The organism is Streptomyces sp. NPDC058157 (genome assembly GCF_042884105.1).
GTDB lineage: Bacteria > Actinomycetota > Actinomycetes > Streptomycetales > Streptomycetaceae > Streptomyces.
This window is the reverse complement of sequence record NZ_JBHVUQ010000167.1, coordinates 1-16,462: the sequence shown is the minus strand read 5'-3', so window position 1 is coordinate 16,462 and position 16,462 is coordinate 1. Positions and strand designations below refer to the sequence as shown.

Sequence of the window (16,462 nt, the reverse complement as noted above, 5' to 3'; positions counted from 1 at the left end):
ACGGCGAGACCGCGCTCGCCGAGTTGGGCCACCACCCGCTGGAGGCCCTGCGCGCCCTGCTGGCCCCGCTCCCGGTGCGCGCCGGGATCAGCCCGGTGGTCGGCTCCCCGGCCGAGCTCGCCGGGGCCCGCCGGCTGGCGGCGCTCGCGCTGCGGGCGGCGCCGCCCCCGGCCGGGTCCGGCGCCGCCCTGCTGGACGAGCGGCTCCCGGCGGCGCTGGTGGCGGCCGACCCGGAACTCGCCGCCCGGCTGCGGGAGGTGGTGCTGGGGCCGGTGCTGGCGCTGCCCGGGCAGGAGGCGCGGGTGCTGCTGGTGACCCTGGGCACCTGGCTGGCCTGCCAGGGCTCGACCACGTACGCCGCCCAGCGGCTCTACTGCCACCGCAACACCGTCTCCAACCGGCTGCGGCGCCTGGAGCACCTCACCGGCCGGACCCTGTCGGACCCCGCGCACGTGGTGGAACTGGCCCTGGCCCACGCGGCGGTGGCCCTCCGCCCTACGGCCGGGCCGGCTCCTGGGGGTGCGGACCCGGCTGCGGGTGGCGGGCCGACTCCAGCAGGTACGGCACGTCGATCACCGCGATCCCCGGGGTGAACAGCAGCCTCGCCTTGAGCCGCAGCGCGTTCTGGTTGTGCAGGGGCTGCTCCCACCAGTGGCCGACGACGTACTCGGGGATGACCACCGAGAGCATGTCGGTGCCCTCGCCGGCGGCCTCCTCCTCGAGGTACGCCACCACGGGTCCGACCACCTCCCGGTACGGCGAGTGCAGCACCTTCAGGGGCATGCCGGGGTCGATCTCCGCCCAGGCCCGGCGCAGCCGCTGCGCCTCCTCCTCGTCGGCGGCCACCGACAGCGCGCTGAGGGTGTCGGGCCGCAGCCCCTGGGCGTAGCCGAGGGCCTTGAGGGTCGGCGCGTGGACGTTGGCGACGAGGACGACGACGTGGTGGCGGGCCGGTTTGCGCGGCCGGTCGCCGGGGGCGACGGCCACCTGTCCGGCGACCTGGTCGTAGTGCCGGCGGACCCCCTTCATCCCGAGGAAGAGGGCGGGCATGGCGATGACGACCAGCCAGGCGCCGTGCGTGAACTTGGTGATCAGGACGATGACCAGGACCACGGCGGTCATCAGCGCCCCGACCGCGTTGATGGCGAGGCGGCGGTGGATGTGGACCCGCCCGGTGCGCGGGGTGGCCGGGTCGGCGAGCTCGCGCCGCCAGTGCCGGACCATGCCGGCCTGGGAGAGGGTGAAGGAGACGAAGACGCCGATGATGTAGAGCTGGATGAGGCGGGTCAGCTGGGCGTCGAAGGCGACGATGAGGGCGATGGCGGCGAGCGCGAGCAGGACGACGCCGTTGGAGTAGACGAGCCGGTCGCCCCGGTTGTAGAGCTGGCGCGGCGCGTAGTGGTCCTTGGCGAGGATCGAGGCCAGCATCGGGAAGCCGTTGAAGGCGGTGTTGGCGGCGAGGACCAGGACGCCGGCGGTGGCGGCCTGGAGCAGGTAGAAGAGGAAGTCCAGGTCCCCGAAGGTGGCCCGGCCGATCTGGGCGAGGGCGGTGGACATCGGGGTGCCCGGGGGCAGGCCCAGTTCGGTGGGGTCGGCGGCGACGTGCACCCGGTAGGCCATGGCGAGGGCGGTGATGCCGGCGAACATGGTCACGGAGAGGGCGCCCATCGCGGCGAGGGTGGTCGCCGCGTTCTTCGCCTTGGGCTTCTGGAAGGCGGGCACGCCGTTGCTGATGGCCTCGACGCCGGTGAGGGCGGTGCAGCCGGAGGCGAAGGCGCGCAGGGCGAGGAAGACGACGGCGATGCCGGTGTAGGTGCCTGCGGCGTCGATCGGAAGGTGTGCGGACTCGGCCCGGATGGTGGCGCCGGTGCCGAGGCGGACGGCGGCGACGGCGAACATCACGTAGATGACGAGCACGAACCCGTAGGTGGGGATGGCGAAGACGCGCCCCGACTCCCGTACCCCGCGCAGGTTCATCAGCGTCAGGAGCACCACGAAGGCGACGGACATCGCGACCTGGTGGTCGCTGAGGGAGGGGATCGCCGAGGTGATCGCGGCGACCCCGGAGACCACGGACACGGCGACGGTCATCACGTAGTCGACGAGCAGGGCGCTGGCGGCGGTGAGGGCGGCGGTGGGGCCGAGGTTCTCGGAGCTGACGACGTAGGCGCCCCCGCCTCCGGGGTAGGCGTGGCAGGTCTGCCGGTAGGAGGCGACGACGACCACCAGCAGGAAGACGATGGCGGCGGCCGCGTACCACGCGAGGTGGAGCAGCGCGACTCCGCCGAGGGCGAGGATCAGCAGGATCTCCTCGGTGGCGTAGGCCACGGAGGAGAGCGGGTCGCTGCAGAAGATGGGCAGCGCGAGCCGCTTGGGCAGCAGGGTCTCGCCCAGGCGCGCGGTGTCGAGGGGTTCACCGACCAGCAGCCGTTTCGCATTGATTCGCCTCATTCCGCGATGGATATCCATTTCGGGCGGATTTCAGACGTTCGGAGGTGGCAGTCCGCCGGGTCGGCGTCCCCCGTACGGCCCAGTGGCGATCTTGAACGGGCGCTGCGATGGTGATCCGGTCGGCCGCCGCGCGGTCTTCCGCGCGGGGGCGGCCGGCCCCTACGGAAGGAGACGGCCGTGGTGACCTCCGTCGACCTGGCCTACGACTACCCGGTGCTCGGTGCGTTCTGGACCGTGATGTGGATCTTCCTCTGGGTGATGTGGCTGATCCTGCTGTTCCGGGTCGTGGTGGACGTCTTCCGCGACCACGGGATGAGCGGCTGGGTCAAGGCCGCCTGGTTGGTCTTCCTGTTCCTGATCCCGTTCCTCGGCGTCCTGGTCTACGTGATCGCCCGGGGCCGGGACATGGGCAAGCGGGAGATCAAGCACGTGCAGGAGCAGCAGGAGGCCTTCAACGCCTACATCCGGGAGACCGCCGGATCGCCCTCCCCCGCCAAGGCCACGGCGGACGACCTGGTGAAGCTCTCCGACCTCCGGGCCAAGGGGGAGCTGAGCGAGGAGGAGTTCCGCCAGGCCAAGGAGAAGCTCCTGGCCTGACCCGCCCTCCGGCCCCCGTCCCGCGCGCGGCCGTCACATCCTGGCGGCCGCGCTGCGGATGGCCTCGCGGATGCGGAAGTAGGTCCCGCAGCGGCAGATGTTGGCGATGGCGTCGATGTCCTCGTCCGTCGGCTCGCTCGTCCGCTTCAGCAGGGCCACGGCGGCCATGATCTGCCCGGGCTGGCAGTAGCCGCACTGGGCGACGTCCTGTTCGAGCCAGGCCTCCTGGACCGGGTGCAGCCGGTCGCCGTCCGCGAGGCCCTCGATGGTGGTGACGGCCTTGCCCGCGCAGGCGGAGACCGGCACCACGCAGGGGCGGACGTCCACCCCGTCGAGGTGGCTGGTGCAGGCCTTGCAGACGTCGACCCCGCAGCCGTACTTGGGCCCGGTGATCCCGAGCAGGTCGCGGAGCACCCACAGCAGGGGGAGGTCGTCGGGCGCGTCGACGGTGACGCTCCGGCCGTTGACGGTGAAGGTGTGCGAGGGCACGGCGGCGTACTCCAGGGGTCAGCGCGGGTAGGGGGTGAAGTCGACGTCGAAGTCGAGGGGGAAGCTGCGCGGCTTGGAACCGGTGGCCCGGGCCCAGGCGTTGGCGATGGCGCCGACGGCGGCGGGCAGACCGAGTTCGCCCGCCCCGCCCGGCTCGGTGCCGGTGGCCGGGAGCACGAAGACCCGTACGTCCTGCGGAGTGTCGCGCTGCTTCGCCCAGTGGAACTGGCTGTAACTGCCCTCCAGCGGGAGTCCCTTGTCCAGGTGCAGCCCGGCGCGCAGGGTGGTGGAGACGGCGTCGGTGAGGCCCCCGATCATCTGGGCCTCCAGTCCGCGGGGGTTGACCGGCAGGCCCACGTCGACGGCGATGACCGCCCGGGTGACACGGACGTGCTTGCGGTCGCGGGCGTCGATCTCCACCAGGCAGGCGGTGCGCGACTTGTACTCCTCGTGGAAGGCGATGCCCTGCGCGCAGCCGGCCGGCAGGTCCCGCCCCCACTGCCCCTCGGTGGCCACCTTGTCGAGCACGGCGCGCTGGGCGTCGGTCTTCAGGAAGGTGCGGCGGAAGCGGTAGGGGTCCTTGCCGGTGGCGGCGGCCAGTTCGTCGACCATGATCTCCTCGGCGCCCCTGGTGTTGGCCGAGTAGACCGAGCGCCAGGAGCCGGTGGGGATGCCGGTGGGCACCTCGGTCAGCGCCTGGGTGGTGAGCCCGAAGTGGTACGGGGACTTCACGGTGGTGAGGAACAGGGTCTGGGCGAGGGTGGCGTTGCCGATGCCGGAGGGCAGGCTCGCGGCGGTGGCGGTGATGATCTCGCCGAGCCCGTGCCGGAAGTCGGTCTCGGCCGCGGCGACGCGGTGCTCGAAGCTGAGCACCTCGCCGAGCAGGTGGGTGGCCCTGATCTTGTGGTGGGTGGCGGGGCGCATCCGCCCGTGCCGGGTGTCGTCCACGCGGGTCCACATCAGCTTCACCGGGCGGCGGCAGGCCTTGGAGACGCGGGCGGCCTCCAGGGCGGCGTCGAAGAACAGGCGCCGGCCGAAGGAGCCGCCCGCCTGGACCACGTGCACCTTCACCTTGTCCACCGGCAGCCCGAGGTCAGCGGCGATGGTCTGGCGGGCGACGATGGGGGACTTGAGCCCGGACCAGATCTCGGCGCGGTCGTCGCGGACGTCGGCGACGGCCGAGTTGGTCTCCATCGGGGCGTGGCTGACGAAGGCGAAGTCGAACTCGGCGTCCACGTACGGGGTGAGCAGCGGCGGCACCAGCAGGGGCGGGGTGGCGGCGCGGAGCTTGGCGCGGACCTGCTCGTCGGAGAGCTGGTCGGCGGGGCCGGGGCCCCACTCGACCTGGAGGGCGGCCTTGGCGTCCAGGGCCTGGCCGAACGTCTCCGCGACCACGGCGACCCCGGTGGGGACCGTCACCACGTGCAGGACGCCCGGCATGGCCTGGACGGCAGCGCGGTTGGCCACGGAGCGGACGGCGCCGCCGAGGCTGGGCGGGCGGCGCACCACGCAGGGCTTGGCGCCCGGCACGTCGAGGTCGAGGGTGTAGCGCTGGGCGCCGGTGACCATGGCCCGGGCGTCGATGCGGCTGGTCGGGGTGCCGACCAGGGTGTGCCGGGCGGCCGGCTTGGGCGTGGCTCCGAGGACCACGAGGCCGGGTGCGGCGGCGGCCGCGGCGAGGCTGCCGTAGCCGGCGGTGCGCCCGTCGGCGGCCCGCACGGAGCCGCCCGCGGTGGTCAGGGCGGAGGCGGGGAGGTTCCAGCGGGCGGCGGCCGCGGCGACGAGGCGGGCCCGGGCGGTGGCGGCGCACTGGCGGACCGGCCCGTACAGGGAGCGGATGGAGTTGGAGGACCCGGTGAGCTGGTTGAACAGCAGCTCGGGGCGGGCGTCGTCGAGTTCCACCCGGACCCGGTCCAGCGGGGCGTCGAGTTCCTCCGCGACCAGCATCGCGACGGCGGTGGTCAGGCCCTGGCCGACCTCCTCGCGGGGCAGCCGGAAGCGGATGGTGCCGTCCTCCTCGACGACGAGCGCGAGGAGGGAGGAGGTCGGGGCGCCGGCCAGGATGAACAGGTCCCCGAGGTCGACCAGGTCGGCCACCTCGGGCAGGCTCGGGATCACGGCGTGCGCGGGCTGCGGGGCCAGCGCGTCGGCGCCGGCGCGGGTGACGAGCGCCAGGGTCGGGGCCGCGACCAGGTAGGTCAGGAAGGACCGGCGGCTGTGGCCGCTCCGGTCCCGCCCCGTCGGCGTGCTGCTCTCCACTGCCATCTGGTCCTGCCCCACCCTCCCCCGGTCCGCGCGCGGAGAACGCGAAGAAGCGGACCGCACCGGCTCGTTACCGACACGTAGGGTAGCGATCATGCGGTGGGGTGGGAAGCGGAAGGGACGCACGGGGTCCTTCGTTCGAGTGGTGCCCCGGACGGGCCCCCGACCCGGCCTCCCGGCGACCCCGCCGCGCCCCGGCTCTCGTACGGCTCGCCCGTACGGTCGAGCCGCCCCGCCCGGAAGGCCGATTTCCGGCCATGGGCGGACGATGGAAGCAGAGCCGTACGCGTTGGCGACACGTGAGGAGGTGTACGGCGATGGCCCAGTTCATGGATGTCCACCACGGTATGAAGGGCATCACCGCGGACCAGCTGATGGAAGCCCACAAGGCGGACCTCGCCATCCAGTCGGACGAGAAGGTCACGTTCCAGCGCGCCTGGGCCGACCCCGCGTCCGGCGAGGTCTACTGCCTCTCCGAGGCCCCCTCGGCGGCGGCGGTCCAGAAGATCCACGAGCGGGCGGGTCACCCGGCCGACGAGATCCACGCGGTTCCGCTGAGCGTCTGACGGGACCGGGCACTCCGATACTGACCGGAAATGTTCGTACGGACGGGAGGCAAACGGGAGGCCTTCGGCATATGCCGCGAGCAAGAACGTTACGGATGTTGCCAAACGCCTTACAGGCCGTCTCGCGCTGTGCCACAGTCGTAACCGGTCCTTCTTTCAGACCTGGCCGTGCCGCGCCTGTATCGCCGCGCCTGTATCGGAGTGCTCATGCCGTCCCACCTGTACGCGGACCGTTCCGCGCAGCCGCCCGAGCCGGGATCCGTGGACGCGCTGATCTCGCAGACCCGCCGGCTGCGCGGTGAAGTGGACGCCGTGCGCCGCGACACCGTCGTGGACGACGACGACGCCCAGGGCCGCTGGCAGCGCGCCCTCTGCGACCTCGCCGTGCACCACCTCGACGACCTCGGCCAGCACCTGGGCCAGCTCAAGGAAGGGCTGCCGCCCGCCCCCGAGCACGTCGAACTCCCCCCGGCGCTCCCGGAGACCGCCCCCGAGGACCGCCAGACCCGCGTCGGCAGCGCCGAGTGGAACCTGCTGACGGACGAGGTCACCTGGTCCGAGGAGCTGTTCCAGATCTTCGGCCGCTCCCCCGAGGCGGGCCCGCTCCCCCTCGACGAGCTGGGCTCCACCCTGTTCTCCGAGGACCAGCCGCTGCTGACCGCGATGGTCACCGACTGCCTCGTCGACGGCAAGCCGATAGACGGCGAGTTCCGCATCGTCCGGGCCGACGGCCGCGTCCGGACGCTGCACATGAGGGGCGAGCCGGTACTCGACGCGGACGGCTGCACGGCCTCGATGTGGGCCGTGCTGCGCGACGTCAGCGAACTGCGCCGGAGCCAGCGGGCGGAGCGCGAGTCCCGTGACTCGCTGCAGCGCCGGCGGGAGATCGCGCAGACCGAGCACCGGCTGGCGGTCGAGCTGCAGGAAGCCGTGCTCCCCCCGTGGCGCGGCTCCCTGCGGTTCCCGCACGACGACGCCGCCGCGCTCGACGTGGCCGCGCACTACCTGCCCTCCGCGACCAGCACCCTGATCGGCGGCGACTGGTACGACGCCCTCGAACTCCCCGACGGGCGCTCCCTGCTGACCGTCGGCGACCTGACCGGCCACGGGGTGAGCGCCACCTCCGGGATGGCCATGATGCTCGGCGCCCTGCGCGGGATGGCCATGGCCGGCATCGAGCCGGGCCCGCTGATGGGCTGGCTCAACCAGTTGCTGGAGACCTCCGCGCAACCGGCCCTCGGCTCGGCCGTCTGCTGCCGCTACGACCCCGACCGGCGGCTGCTCTCCTGGGCCCAGGCCGGGCATCCCGCACCGCTCCTCTTCCGGCACGGCCAGGGGCGTGCGCTCCAGCCGCCCGCGGGGGTCCTGCTGGGCGCCACCTCGGGGGCCGTGTACGGGCAGGCCGAGGAAGTGCTCGACCCGGGCGACGTGCTCGTGCTGTACACCGACGGACTGACCCCGCACGGCTTCGAGTTCAGCCGGGCGGACCAGACGGAGCGGCTGCTGGCGCTCGCACCGCGGTTCTCCGCGGCGCGCTCGGCGCGCGACTGCGTCCGGATGGTCACGGAGGAGTTCGGCGAGAACGAGCGCGAGGACGACGCCTGCGTGCTGGTGGCCCGTATCGGCGGCTAGCGGGGCTCGCGTTCACGACGGTCCGATCCGAGGGGCCGCGCCCACGGCGCGGCCCCGTCCGCCGTCCACTCCACCAGCGCCACGGCCCGCGGCACCGCCCCCTAGACCTGCGCGCCGCGCGCGGTGGGGCGCGGGGACGGGTCGGGGAGGGCCTGCTCGATCTCCTCGCGCAGGTCCTCGATGCGCGCGTAGCCCGCGTACTGGCCGGTGAGCCGGTACATCTCGCGGAGCCGGTCCCAGGTCCGGTGCGAGGAGGTCTCGTTCATCGAGACCAGGGCCAGGCGGGCGTAGCGGTCGGCCTGTTCGGGGTCGTCGGCGATGAAGCAGGCCGAGGCCATGGAGATGTAGTCGAAGATCTGCGAGCGCTGGTGGCCGTCTCCGCGCAGCCGCAGCGCCTCCCGGGCGTGCCGTGCCGCGACCGGCGCCGCCGAGGCGTCGTGGTCGGCGAGCGTGCGGTACGCCAGGGCCTGCATCCCGTGCAGGTCGGCCTCGTCGAAGTGCTGCATCCAGGACGGCGGCGGTACGTCGCCCTTGTCGGAGACGAACAGGTCCTCGGCCTCGCCCAGGGTGCGGCGCATGGCCTGGCCCTTGCCCATGGCGGCCTGGGCCCACGCCTCGATGGTGTGCAGCATGGCGCGGGTGCGCGGCAGGGTCTGCTCCCCGGAGCCGGCCTGGGCCAGCTTCATCAGGTCCAGGGCCTCGTTCGGCTTGCCCAGGTGGACCATCTGGCGGGCGGCCCGCGACAGCGCCTCGCCGGCGCGCGGGCGGTCGCCGCCCTCGCGCGCCGCGTGCGCGGCGATGACGAAGTACTTCTGCGCGGTGGGTTCGAGGCCGACGTCGTGCGACATCCAGCCCGCCAGCACCGCCAGGTTGGCCGCCACCCCCCACAGCCTGCGCTGGAGGTGGTCGGGGTGGTGGTAGGCGAGCATCCCGCCGACCTCGTTCAGCTGGCCCACGACGGCCTTGCGCTGGAGCCCGCCGCCTCTGGAGGCGTCCCAGGCCCGGAACACCTCGACCGAGCGCTCCAGGGCCTCGATCTCCTGCGAGCCGATGGGGGCGGCCTCGTAGCGGTCGTAGCCCGCCGGGTCCGCCTGGTAGGGGTCGCCGAAGCGCTGCGGGTCCTTGGCGGTGGCGGGATCGCCTTGCAGCCAGTCGTACATGGCGTTGCTGAGGGCTGAGCCGGCGGTGAGCGCGGCGCCCGCGCCCATCAGGCCGCGACGGTTGAGCATGAGGTCCATTCCCGTGAATTCGGTGAGGACCGCGGCTGTGCGTTCGGGCGCCCAGGGCACTCCGTCGGGGTTCTCCTTCGCCCCGTCCGGCTGCCGTCTGGCGGTGCGCCGTTGTCGTACGAACCCGAGGTCCTCGATGGTCACGACACGACCGAGCCGCTCGGTGAACAGTGCTGCCAGTACCGTGGGCACCGGCTCGCGGGGGGTCTCCCCCATGTCGATCCAGCGCCGCACCCGCGAGGTGTCGGTGGCCAGTTGGTGGTGGCCCATCGCGGCCGCCTGCCGGTTGACCATCCTCGCGAGTTCGCCCTTCGACCAGCCGGCCAGGCCGAACAGGTCGTTCAGACGGGTGTTTGGACCCTTGCTCACGTCAAGCCCCCAGGTTCTCGGCTGAGTTGACAGTAACCCCCTGTCAGTTCCCCGTGGACTATTCGCCAGGGTTCGCCAGGGCACGCCCCGTGGTTCGCCACCTGCCGCCGGGTGTCAGGTAGGAATGCGCCTCCCCGACCCGGTTCACCGGCGGAACTCCCCAGGGTGAAGCACGGGATCCGGCGGGGCGGCGTACGCAACTCGTCGGCGCACGAAGGGAACCGTAGAAGCCATGTACGCAGCAACGTCCTCCGTGTCCGCCCCGGTCCGTCCGCACCGCACCCTCCAGGCGGGGGGCGGCGGCATCTCCCTCGAACCCGGCGGCCGGCCCGTCCCGGCGCAGGGCGCCGTACGGGCGCGGCGGATGCCGGCGGCCGGATCGCAGCCGCTCAGCGGAAGAATCGACCTGTCCGGGCCGCAGGGTGCGCAGCTGCGCACCGCGCTCGCGTCGGTCCAGCGGATCTGTCCGGAGTTCGCCCCGGTCCAGGTGCTGCGGCGCAGCGGCCGGTCGGTCCTCCTGGTGGGGACGACAGGACGGATGACCGCCGTGGCGAAGGTTTTACTGGACCACTCGCCCGAGTGGCGCGAGCGGTACCGGCACGAAATAGCGACGTACCGGACCTTCGTCCGGCACCGCCCGCCGGTCCGTGTGCCCCGGCTGATCGCCGCCGACCCGGAGAACTGCGTCCTGGTCGTCGAGCGGATGGCCGGGCGGGTCGCCGCCCTCCAGCGGCATCCCGTGGAGGCACCGCCGAGGACCGACGTACGGGCGGCGCTGGGCGCGGTGTGCCGGGTCAACCAGTGGCGTCCGCCGGCCGACCTGTTCGGGCACCCGGTGGACTACGCGCGGAGGATCTCCCGCGACCACGACCTGGGGCTGCTGACCGACCGGGACTACGGCGACCTGCAGAAGCTGCTGCACGGGCTGCGGATGGCGGGTGTCCCCTGGCAGTTCAACCACGGTGACGCGCTGCTGTCGAACCTGCTGCTGTCCCCGGCCGGTCCGGTGCTGCTGGACTGGGAGCACGCGGGCTGGTACCTGCCGGGCTACGACCTGGCGACGCTGTGGTCGGTGCTGGGTGACGCCCCGGCGGCGCGCAGCCAGATCAGCCGGCTCGCGCAGTCGGCCGGTCCGGCCGCCCGGGACGCCTTCCTGGTCAACCTGATGCTGGTGCTGACCAGGGAGATCCGGATGTGCGAGACCGCCGTGCAGCGCTCGATGCTGGCGGCGCCCGCGACCCAGCCGCTGCCCGCGGGGGCCGTGTCCTCGGGGGAGGAGCAGCGCCTGCTGCTGCGCCGCCTCCACGACGACGCGGGCATGGCCCGCAGAGCGGTCCGGGCGGCGGTCGGCACCCGCTGACCCCGCTCCCTCCCCCGCGCGCCGAGATCCCGTGGTCCCCCCGTCAGGTGGGGGACCACGGGATTTCGGCCGTCCGGGGCGGATCGCCCCGGCGCGCGTGCCTTGACATCACATGATCCCCCGAACACCTTTTCTGACTCAGCATCAGGAGACCGGACCGCCCCTTCCCACACCACTGGAGCCCGCCCATGACCGAGGCCGTGTCCACGTCCGCGAGCGCCGCCCCGGCGCGCCCCGCCCTCCCCTCCCGCCGGACGGTGCTCGCCGGGGCGGGGGCCGGGGTGCTCGCCTCCGCCGTGCTGCCGGGAGCCGCCGCCCGGGCCGACGGGGCCCCGCTCGGGGAGTACGACGTCGTGGTGGTGGGGTCGGGGGCGGCCGGGATGACCGCCGCGCTCACCGCCGCCGGGCGGGGGCTGAGCGTGCTGGTGGTGGAGAAGGCGCCGACCTTCGGCGGTTCGGCGGCCCGCTCCGGGGCCGGGATCTGGCTGCCGAACAACTCGGTGATCCTGGGCGCGGGGGTGCCGGACACCCCGGAGAAGGCGGCGCGGTACCTGGCGGCGGTGGTGGGGCCGGACGTGCCGGCCGACCGGCAGCGGGCCTTCCTGGAGAACGGCCCCCGGATGCTGGACTTCGTGATGGCCGCCAGCCCGCTGCGGTTCCGCTTCATGGACGGCTACAGCGACTACTACCCGAACCTGCCGGGCGGCCTGCCGAACGGCCGTTCCGTCGAGCCGGACCAGATCGACGGCAACGTCCTGGGCGCCGAGCTGGCGCACCTGAATCCGGCGTACATGCCGGTGCCGGCCGGGATGGTGGTGTTCAGCCAGGACTACAAGTGGCTGAACCTCGCCGCGGTCACCGCGAAGGGCCTGGCGGTGTCCACGGAGTGCCTGGCGCGCGGTACGAAGGCGGCGCTGCTGGGGCAGAAGCCGCTGACGATGGGGCAGGCGCTGGCGACGGGGCTGCGGGCCGGACTGATGCGGGCCGGGGTGCCGGTGTGGCTGAACAGCCCGCTGGTGGACCTGGTCCAGGAGGGCGGGGCGGTCACCGGGGTGGTGGTGGAGAAGGAGGGCGTGCGGGGGGTGGTCCGGGCCCGGCGGGGCGTGGTGGTCGGCTCGGGCGGCTTCGAGCACAACGCGGCGATGCGCGAGCGCTACCAGCAGCAGCCGATCGGCACCGGGTGGTCGGTGGGCGCGAAGGAGAACACCGGCGACGGCATCCTGGCGGGGCAGCGGGCGGGCGCGGCGCTGGCGCTGATGGAGGACGCCTGGTGGGGGCCGTCGATCCCGCTGCCCGGGGAGCCGTACTTCTGCCTGGCGGAGCGGACCCTGCCGGGCGGTCTGATCGTCAACCGGGCGGGGGCGCGGTTCGTGAACGAGGCGGCGCCGTACAGCGACGTGGTGCACGTGATGTACGAGAAGGACCGGGACGCCATGGGCTCGCACATACCGGCGTGGCTGATCGTGGACCAGAACTACCGCAACCGGTACCTGTTCAAGGACATCCTGCCGACGCTGCCCTTCCCGGACGCCTGGTTCGACGCGGGCGCCGCGAGGAAGGCGTGGACCTGGGACGCGCTGGCCGGGCAGATCGGGGTGCCGGCGGCGGCGCTGCGGGCGACGCTGAACCGCTTCAACGCCCAGGCGTGGAGCGGTTCCGACCCGGACTTCCACCGCGGGGACACAGCGTACGACCACTACTACACGGATCCGAACGTGACTCCGAACTCCTGCCTGGCCCCGGTCTGGGCGCCGCCGTTCTACGCCTTCCGGATCGTACCGGGCGACCTGGGGACCAAGGGCGGCATCGTCACCGACGCCCGGGCCCGCGCCCTGCGGGCGGACGGATCGGTGATCCGGGGCCTGTGGGCGGCGGGCAACGCGAGCGCGGCGGTGATGGGGCACAGCTACGCGGGGGCCGGGTCGACGATCGGGCCCGCGATGACCTTCGGCTACGTGGCGGCGAACGACATCGCGGACACCGCCTGAGGGCGCGGCGGGCCCGGCCGGACTCCCGGCCGGGGTCAGCCCTGCTGGAACAGCTCGGCGGGGAGCGGCTTCAGCAGCGCGTAGAGGTCGTCGGTGATGGGGCGGTCCCAGCTGGCGATCGTCACGAGGACGTTGTCGCTGCGGTCGAACTGGACGCAGGAGATCCGGCCCTCGGAGAGCTTGACCTTGCGGACGATGAGGAGGTTGTCGCCCTGCATGACGGGGCAGTCCTCGGTGCCGGTGACCTCGACCTCCTCGTCGTTCTCGAGGGCGTCGAGGAGCTGGGCCACCTCGAAGGGCACCTGGCCCTCGGCGAGGTCCCGGGCCGGGGACCCCTCGGGGAGGTTGCCGATGATCATCGCGGGGCCGCGGCCGCCGAAGAGGTCGTAGCGGAGGAAGACGCCCTGGCAGCTGCCGTCGGGGGCGGGCAGCAGCCCGGCCCCGAGGTTGCCCGGCCAGTCCCCCGGGTCCATGGCCAGGACGTCGAAGTCCGGGCCGGCGGGAGTGGCGGCGCGGTGGCGGCGGAGGAAGGACATGCGGCCCATGGTACGTGGCCGCGCGGGTTTTCCGGCCCCGGGGTGCTCCGGCCGCCGGGGGCGGGGCCGAAGCGTCGCAAACATCCCGGACCTGCGGGTATGGGGCGTCCGTCCGCCATACTCCTTACTGCGCGGTCGGCTTCCGGCCTGCTCTTTTTCCTGCCGCCACGGGCCCTCCTGGCTGTATCTTGCTGTCCGCCCCCGCCACCCGTCCGCGATCGTTTTCGAATCGGCGACTACGATCCGCGGGTGGGGATCAGGTGGGGATCTCGACGGCCGGGGGGCCGACCGCCATCCCGGGCGCACAGCCGGCCTCGGACGTAGGGGAGCACGACGGATGAACGTGTCTGCTGGCGATCCTCCGCTCCCCCTCGCCGTGACGCTGGAACGGATACGCGAGCGCGCCGCGGAGAGGGGTCTGGACGTGGAGGCCGTCCTCGACCCGCGGGGCCTCTCGGAGCGGGCCGGCGTCCCCCTGGAGGTGACGGTGGCCCTGCTGCGCGGCGAGGAGGTCACCGAGCCCGCGTCCGGGGGCACCGAGGAGCGGGTCCGGCGCCGGGCGGCGTTCCTGTACGCGGTCTCCCGCGACCCCGGCGGCCGCCCCTACCGCGTGGCGGACATCGCGGCCGTGATCGGCGCCCCGCCCCGGTGGGTCGACGCCCTGGTGTCCGGGCGCAAGCCGCCGCACCTGCGCCACTGCAAGGCCTTCGCCGCCTTCTTCGGCCGCGAGCCCTCCTTCCTGACGGACCCCCCGGCCCAGGCCGTGAGCCGGGCCCTGCGGCCCACCCTCGAATCACTCGACTACCGATCGGGCAACCTGATGGCCGACCTCGTGGACCAGTACGGCCTGGTCTCCGTCTCCACCCGCGGAAGACCCCTGACCCGTACGCAGGAGACCCTGCTGCTGGGCATGATCACGGGGATGCTGTCCGCCGAGCGGCACGCGGGGGTGGGCCGGTGAACCTGTCCCGTTCGATGCGCAAGCTGTGCACCGTGCTGACGTCCTCGCTCGAACTGGAGGCGCCGGCGGATCCGCAGACCCTCTTCCGCGCCCTGTGCGACGCCATGAGCCGCACGCGCGGCGGGCGGCCCATCGTCCTGCGCTTCGAGCGCTTCCCCACCGAGCTGACCACTTCGGGTCTCTGGCTGAACATGGAGAAGTACGACATCGTGGTCGTGGAGAAGTACACGACGCCGGACCACCAACTGGTCATCCTGGGGCACGAGCTGTGGCACATGAACGCGGGGCACTGCGGTGAGCACGGCCACCGGGCGGCCGACGCGGCCCGGTCCCTGCCGGACGCCTCCTCGCTGACGTACGCGAGCGTGGCCGCCCGCTCCCACTACGAGGACGCCCAGGAGATAGAGGCCGAGCGGTTCGGTCTGATGCTCGGCGACCGGTGCCGGCCGTGGCTGGCGGGCGGCGAGTCCTCCGGCGGCGGGCGCAAGGACGGCGTGGCGGGCCGGATCGGCAGCGCGCTGGGCTACCGCGGGCCGATCGGCTGACGTTGACCTCGGACAAGTACTACATCCCGTACCTCATCCCGGCGGCCATCCTCACCCTGGCCCTGGCCATCCGGCTGCCGGTGATCATGAGGTTCTGGCGGATCGACCCGAACGTGCGCTCCCTGGGCGGCCTGCTCCTGCTGGGCTCGGCGGTCTTCTACTTCGGCCGGCCCAAGACCCTCGCCCTGCTCAACAGCTCGACGGGCGTCAGCAACTTCGCGGCGCCGCTGGTCTACTCGCTGCTGACGCTGTTCTGCGCCTCCTGCCTGGTCATGGTCATCCACTGGCGCGGGGGCGATCCCCGGCGGGTGCGGCGGACCATCTGGACCATCTGGTCCGTCTACGCGTCCGTGGTCGCCGGCCTGTGGGTGACGTTCGCCTTCGCCGACGTGCCGGTGGAGCGGCTGCGGGACCTGGACACCTACTACGCCAACACCCCCTGGATGCGCGAGCACATCCTGCTGTACCTGGGGGCCCACACGGCCGCCTGCCTGATCACCGCGACGGTCATCCGGAGCTGGCTGCGCGAGGTGACGGGCTGGCTGCGGGCGGGCCTGGTGTTCCTGGTCTTCGGGTTCGTCCTGAACCTCGCCTACGACGCCGTGAAGCTGATCGCGGTGGTGGCCCGCTGGACCGGGCACGACCTGGACTGGCTCAGCACGTACGTGGCCCCGCCCATCGCCTCGGTGTGCGCCCTGTTCGTCGCGGTGGGCTTCATCCTGCCGCACGCCGGCCAGGCGGCGCAGGTGCTGTGGACGGACTACCGCCAGTACCGCTCCCTGGCCCCGTTCGTGCGTGAGCTGGACGGGCTGGACACCGGTTCGCTGCGGCTGCCCCGGCGGACGCCGCTGAGCCGGCGCCTGGTCCAGCGCAGGACGCTGATCAGCGACGGGCTGCTGCGGCTGCAGCCGTACATGGACCCGGGGGTCCGGGGGAGGGCCCTCGCCGAGGCCCTGGCCCGCGACGAGGCGCCCGACCGGGCGGCGGCGACGGCCGACGCCGTGGCGGTGGTCGTGGCGGTGCGCAGCCTGCGCCGGGGCGTTCCGCCGGTGGCGGGGGCGGTGGCCGGTCCGGGGGCTGTGGACGGGGCCGGGGCGGGCCCGGGCGGTGTTCCGGCGCGGGAAGCGGCCGGGGTCCCCGTACCGGGGTCGGCCGGGGGGCCGGACCTGGTCGCGGTGGCCCGGGCCCTGCGCCGCTCCGCCGTCGTCGGTTCCTTCCGCGAGCGGTCCTGAGGGGTCCGCCGGGCCGGTCCCGGGCCAGTCCCCCGGGCCGGTTCAGGCCGGGGGTACGAGGGTGAACCAGTGGTCGAGCAGGGCCGGGTCGCCGGTGACCTCCAGTGCGGTGGCGGGGAGGCGCTGCCAGAGGAACAGGGTGAGGTCACCGGCCGTGCCCGCGGCCTCGACGGCGACCGGGCCCGTCCCGCCCGGCTCCAGGCGCAGCTCGTCCCCGGCGAACTCCACGGTCCAGGACTCCGGGC

General features: G+C 73.3%; 14 protein-coding genes and 1 pseudogene. 9 read left to right on the top strand and 6 right to left on the bottom strand.

All coding sequences use genetic code 11. From position 1 onward, the window contains the following. A partial coding sequence (locus ACFVXK_RS30015; protein ID WP_389617558.1) for a helix-turn-helix domain-containing protein occupies positions 1–593 on the top strand: 593 nt, incomplete at its 5' end. On the opposite strand, the gene ACFVXK_RS30010 is transcribed toward ACFVXK_RS30015, so the two are convergent. Beyond that, a complete protein-coding gene (locus tag ACFVXK_RS30010; RefSeq protein WP_389617555.1) occupies positions 496–2,451 on the bottom strand; it encodes an APC family permease in 1,956 nt (651 codons plus the stop codon). The genes ACFVXK_RS30015 and ACFVXK_RS30010 overlap by 98 nt on opposite strands. A 177-nt stretch (positions 2,452–2,628) precedes the next feature. Between ACFVXK_RS30010 and ACFVXK_RS30005 the strand changes: the two genes are divergently transcribed. After that, the gene (locus tag ACFVXK_RS30005; protein WP_389617552.1) at positions 2,629–3,048 is read left to right on the top strand and encodes an SHOCT domain-containing protein; all 420 of its coding nucleotides are present in this window, start codon (positions 2,629–2,631) and stop codon (positions 3,046–3,048) included. Positions 3,049–3,081: 33 nt separating this feature from the next. Here the strand turns inward: ACFVXK_RS30005 and ACFVXK_RS30000 are convergent, their stop codons facing one another. Both ACFVXK_RS30000 and ACFVXK_RS29995 read right to left on the bottom strand, forming a co-directional pair. Continuing rightward, positions 3,082–3,537 carry a (2Fe-2S)-binding protein gene (locus tag ACFVXK_RS30000; RefSeq protein WP_389617549.1) on the bottom strand — a complete coding sequence of 152 codons (456 nt, stop codon included), beginning with the start codon at positions 3,535–3,537 and terminating at the stop codon, positions 3,082–3,084. Between the two features lie 18 nt (positions 3,538–3,555). Next, positions 3,556–5,802, bottom strand: a complete 2,247-nt coding sequence (locus ACFVXK_RS29995) for a molybdopterin cofactor-binding domain-containing protein (RefSeq protein WP_389617546.1) — start codon at positions 5,800–5,802, stop codon at positions 3,556–3,558. 314 nt (positions 5,803–6,116) lie between these two features. Here ACFVXK_RS29995 and ACFVXK_RS29990 point away from each other — a divergent pair, with 314 nt between their 5' ends. Together ACFVXK_RS29990 and ACFVXK_RS29985 are read left to right on the top strand one after the other, a co-directional pair. Then, positions 6,117–6,365 (top strand): SCO4226 family nickel-binding protein, encoded by a 249-nt coding sequence (locus ACFVXK_RS29990; RefSeq protein ID WP_389617543.1) that lies wholly within the window; start codon positions 6,117–6,119, stop codon positions 6,363–6,365. Positions 6,366–6,572: 207 nt separating this feature from the next. Further along, complete coding sequence (locus ACFVXK_RS29985) at positions 6,573–7,997, top strand: PP2C family protein-serine/threonine phosphatase (protein ID WP_389617540.1); 1,425 nt, start codon at positions 6,573–6,575, stop codon at positions 7,995–7,997. A 101-nt stretch (positions 7,998–8,098) separates the two neighbouring features. On the opposite strand, the gene ACFVXK_RS29980 is transcribed toward ACFVXK_RS29985, so the two are convergent. After that, on the bottom strand, positions 8,099–9,595 hold the full coding sequence (locus ACFVXK_RS29980; protein WP_389617537.1) for a hypothetical protein: 1,497 nt from the start codon (positions 9,593–9,595) through the stop codon (positions 8,099–8,101). A 232-nt stretch (positions 9,596–9,827) separates the two neighbouring features. Between ACFVXK_RS29980 and ACFVXK_RS29975 the strand changes: the two genes are divergently transcribed. Beyond that, entirely contained in the window at positions 9,828–10,955 is a 1,128-nt protein-coding gene (locus ACFVXK_RS29975) for an aminoglycoside phosphotransferase family protein (protein WP_389617534.1), read from the top strand. 188 nt (positions 10,956–11,143) lie between these two features. Beyond that, a complete protein-coding gene (gene kstD, locus ACFVXK_RS29970; RefSeq protein ID WP_389617531.1) occupies positions 11,144–12,943 on the top strand; it encodes a 3-oxosteroid 1-dehydrogenase in 1,800 nt (599 codons plus the stop codon). 35 nt (positions 12,944–12,978) lie between these two features. Here the strand turns inward: kstD and ACFVXK_RS29965 are convergent, their stop codons facing one another. Beyond that, the gene (locus ACFVXK_RS29965; protein ID WP_079431558.1) at positions 12,979–13,479 is read right to left on the bottom strand and encodes a hypothetical protein; all 501 of its coding nucleotides are present in this window, start codon (positions 13,477–13,479) and stop codon (positions 12,979–12,981) included. Positions 13,480–13,816: 337 nt separating this feature from the next. Between ACFVXK_RS29965 and ACFVXK_RS29960 the strand changes: the two genes are divergently transcribed. From ACFVXK_RS29960 to ACFVXK_RS29950, 3 genes are read left to right on the top strand one after another with little or no spacing between them, the layout of a single operon-like run. Next, complete coding sequence (locus ACFVXK_RS29960) at positions 13,817–14,440, top strand: hypothetical protein (RefSeq protein ID WP_389617527.1); 624 nt, start codon at positions 13,817–13,819, stop codon at positions 14,438–14,440. A gap of 14 nt (positions 14,441–14,454) precedes the next feature. Next, on the top strand, positions 14,455–14,985 hold the full coding sequence (locus tag ACFVXK_RS29955; protein WP_389617561.1) for a toxin-antitoxin system, toxin component: 531 nt from the start codon (positions 14,455–14,457) through the stop codon (positions 14,983–14,985). A gap of 2 nt (positions 14,986–14,987) precedes the next feature. Next, the gene (locus ACFVXK_RS29950; RefSeq protein ID WP_389617524.1) at positions 14,988–16,217 is read left to right on the top strand and encodes an MAB_1171c family putative transporter; all 1,230 of its coding nucleotides are present in this window, start codon (positions 14,988–14,990) and stop codon (positions 16,215–16,217) included. 42 nt (positions 16,218–16,259) lie between these two features. Here the strand turns inward: ACFVXK_RS29950 and ACFVXK_RS29945 are convergent. Further along, a pseudogene (locus ACFVXK_RS29945) lies at positions 16,260–16,462 on the bottom strand (hypothetical protein); the annotation flags it as partial.

Excerpts from the sequence above, each read along its gene's own strand:
- ACFVXK_RS30010 (WP_389617555.1), bottom strand. The coding sequence starts at position 2,451 with ATGAGGCGAATCAATGCGAAACGGCTGCTGGTCGGTGAACCCCTCGAC.
- ACFVXK_RS29995 (WP_389617546.1), bottom strand. The coding sequence starts at position 5,802 with ATGGCAGTGGAGAGCAGCACGCCGACGGGGCGGGACCGGAGCGGCCAC.
- ACFVXK_RS29990 (WP_389617543.1), top strand. The coding sequence starts at position 6,117 with ATGGCCCAGTTCATGGATGTCCACCACGGTATGAAGGGCATCACCGCG.
- ACFVXK_RS29985 (WP_389617540.1), top strand. The coding sequence starts at position 6,573 with ATGCCGTCCCACCTGTACGCGGACCGTTCCGCGCAGCCGCCCGAGCCG.
- ACFVXK_RS29975 (WP_389617534.1), top strand. The coding sequence starts at position 9,828 with ATGTACGCAGCAACGTCCTCCGTGTCCGCCCCGGTCCGTCCGCACCGC.
- kstD (WP_389617531.1), top strand. The coding sequence starts at position 11,144 with ATGACCGAGGCCGTGTCCACGTCCGCGAGCGCCGCCCCGGCGCGCCCC.
- ACFVXK_RS29965 (WP_079431558.1), bottom strand. The coding sequence starts at position 13,479 with ATGTCCTTCCTCCGCCGCCACCGCGCCGCCACTCCCGCCGGCCCGGAC.
- ACFVXK_RS29960 (WP_389617527.1), top strand. The coding sequence starts at position 13,817 with ATGAACGTGTCTGCTGGCGATCCTCCGCTCCCCCTCGCCGTGACGCTG.
- ACFVXK_RS29955 (WP_389617561.1), top strand. The coding sequence starts at position 14,455 with ATGCGCAAGCTGTGCACCGTGCTGACGTCCTCGCTCGAACTGGAGGCG.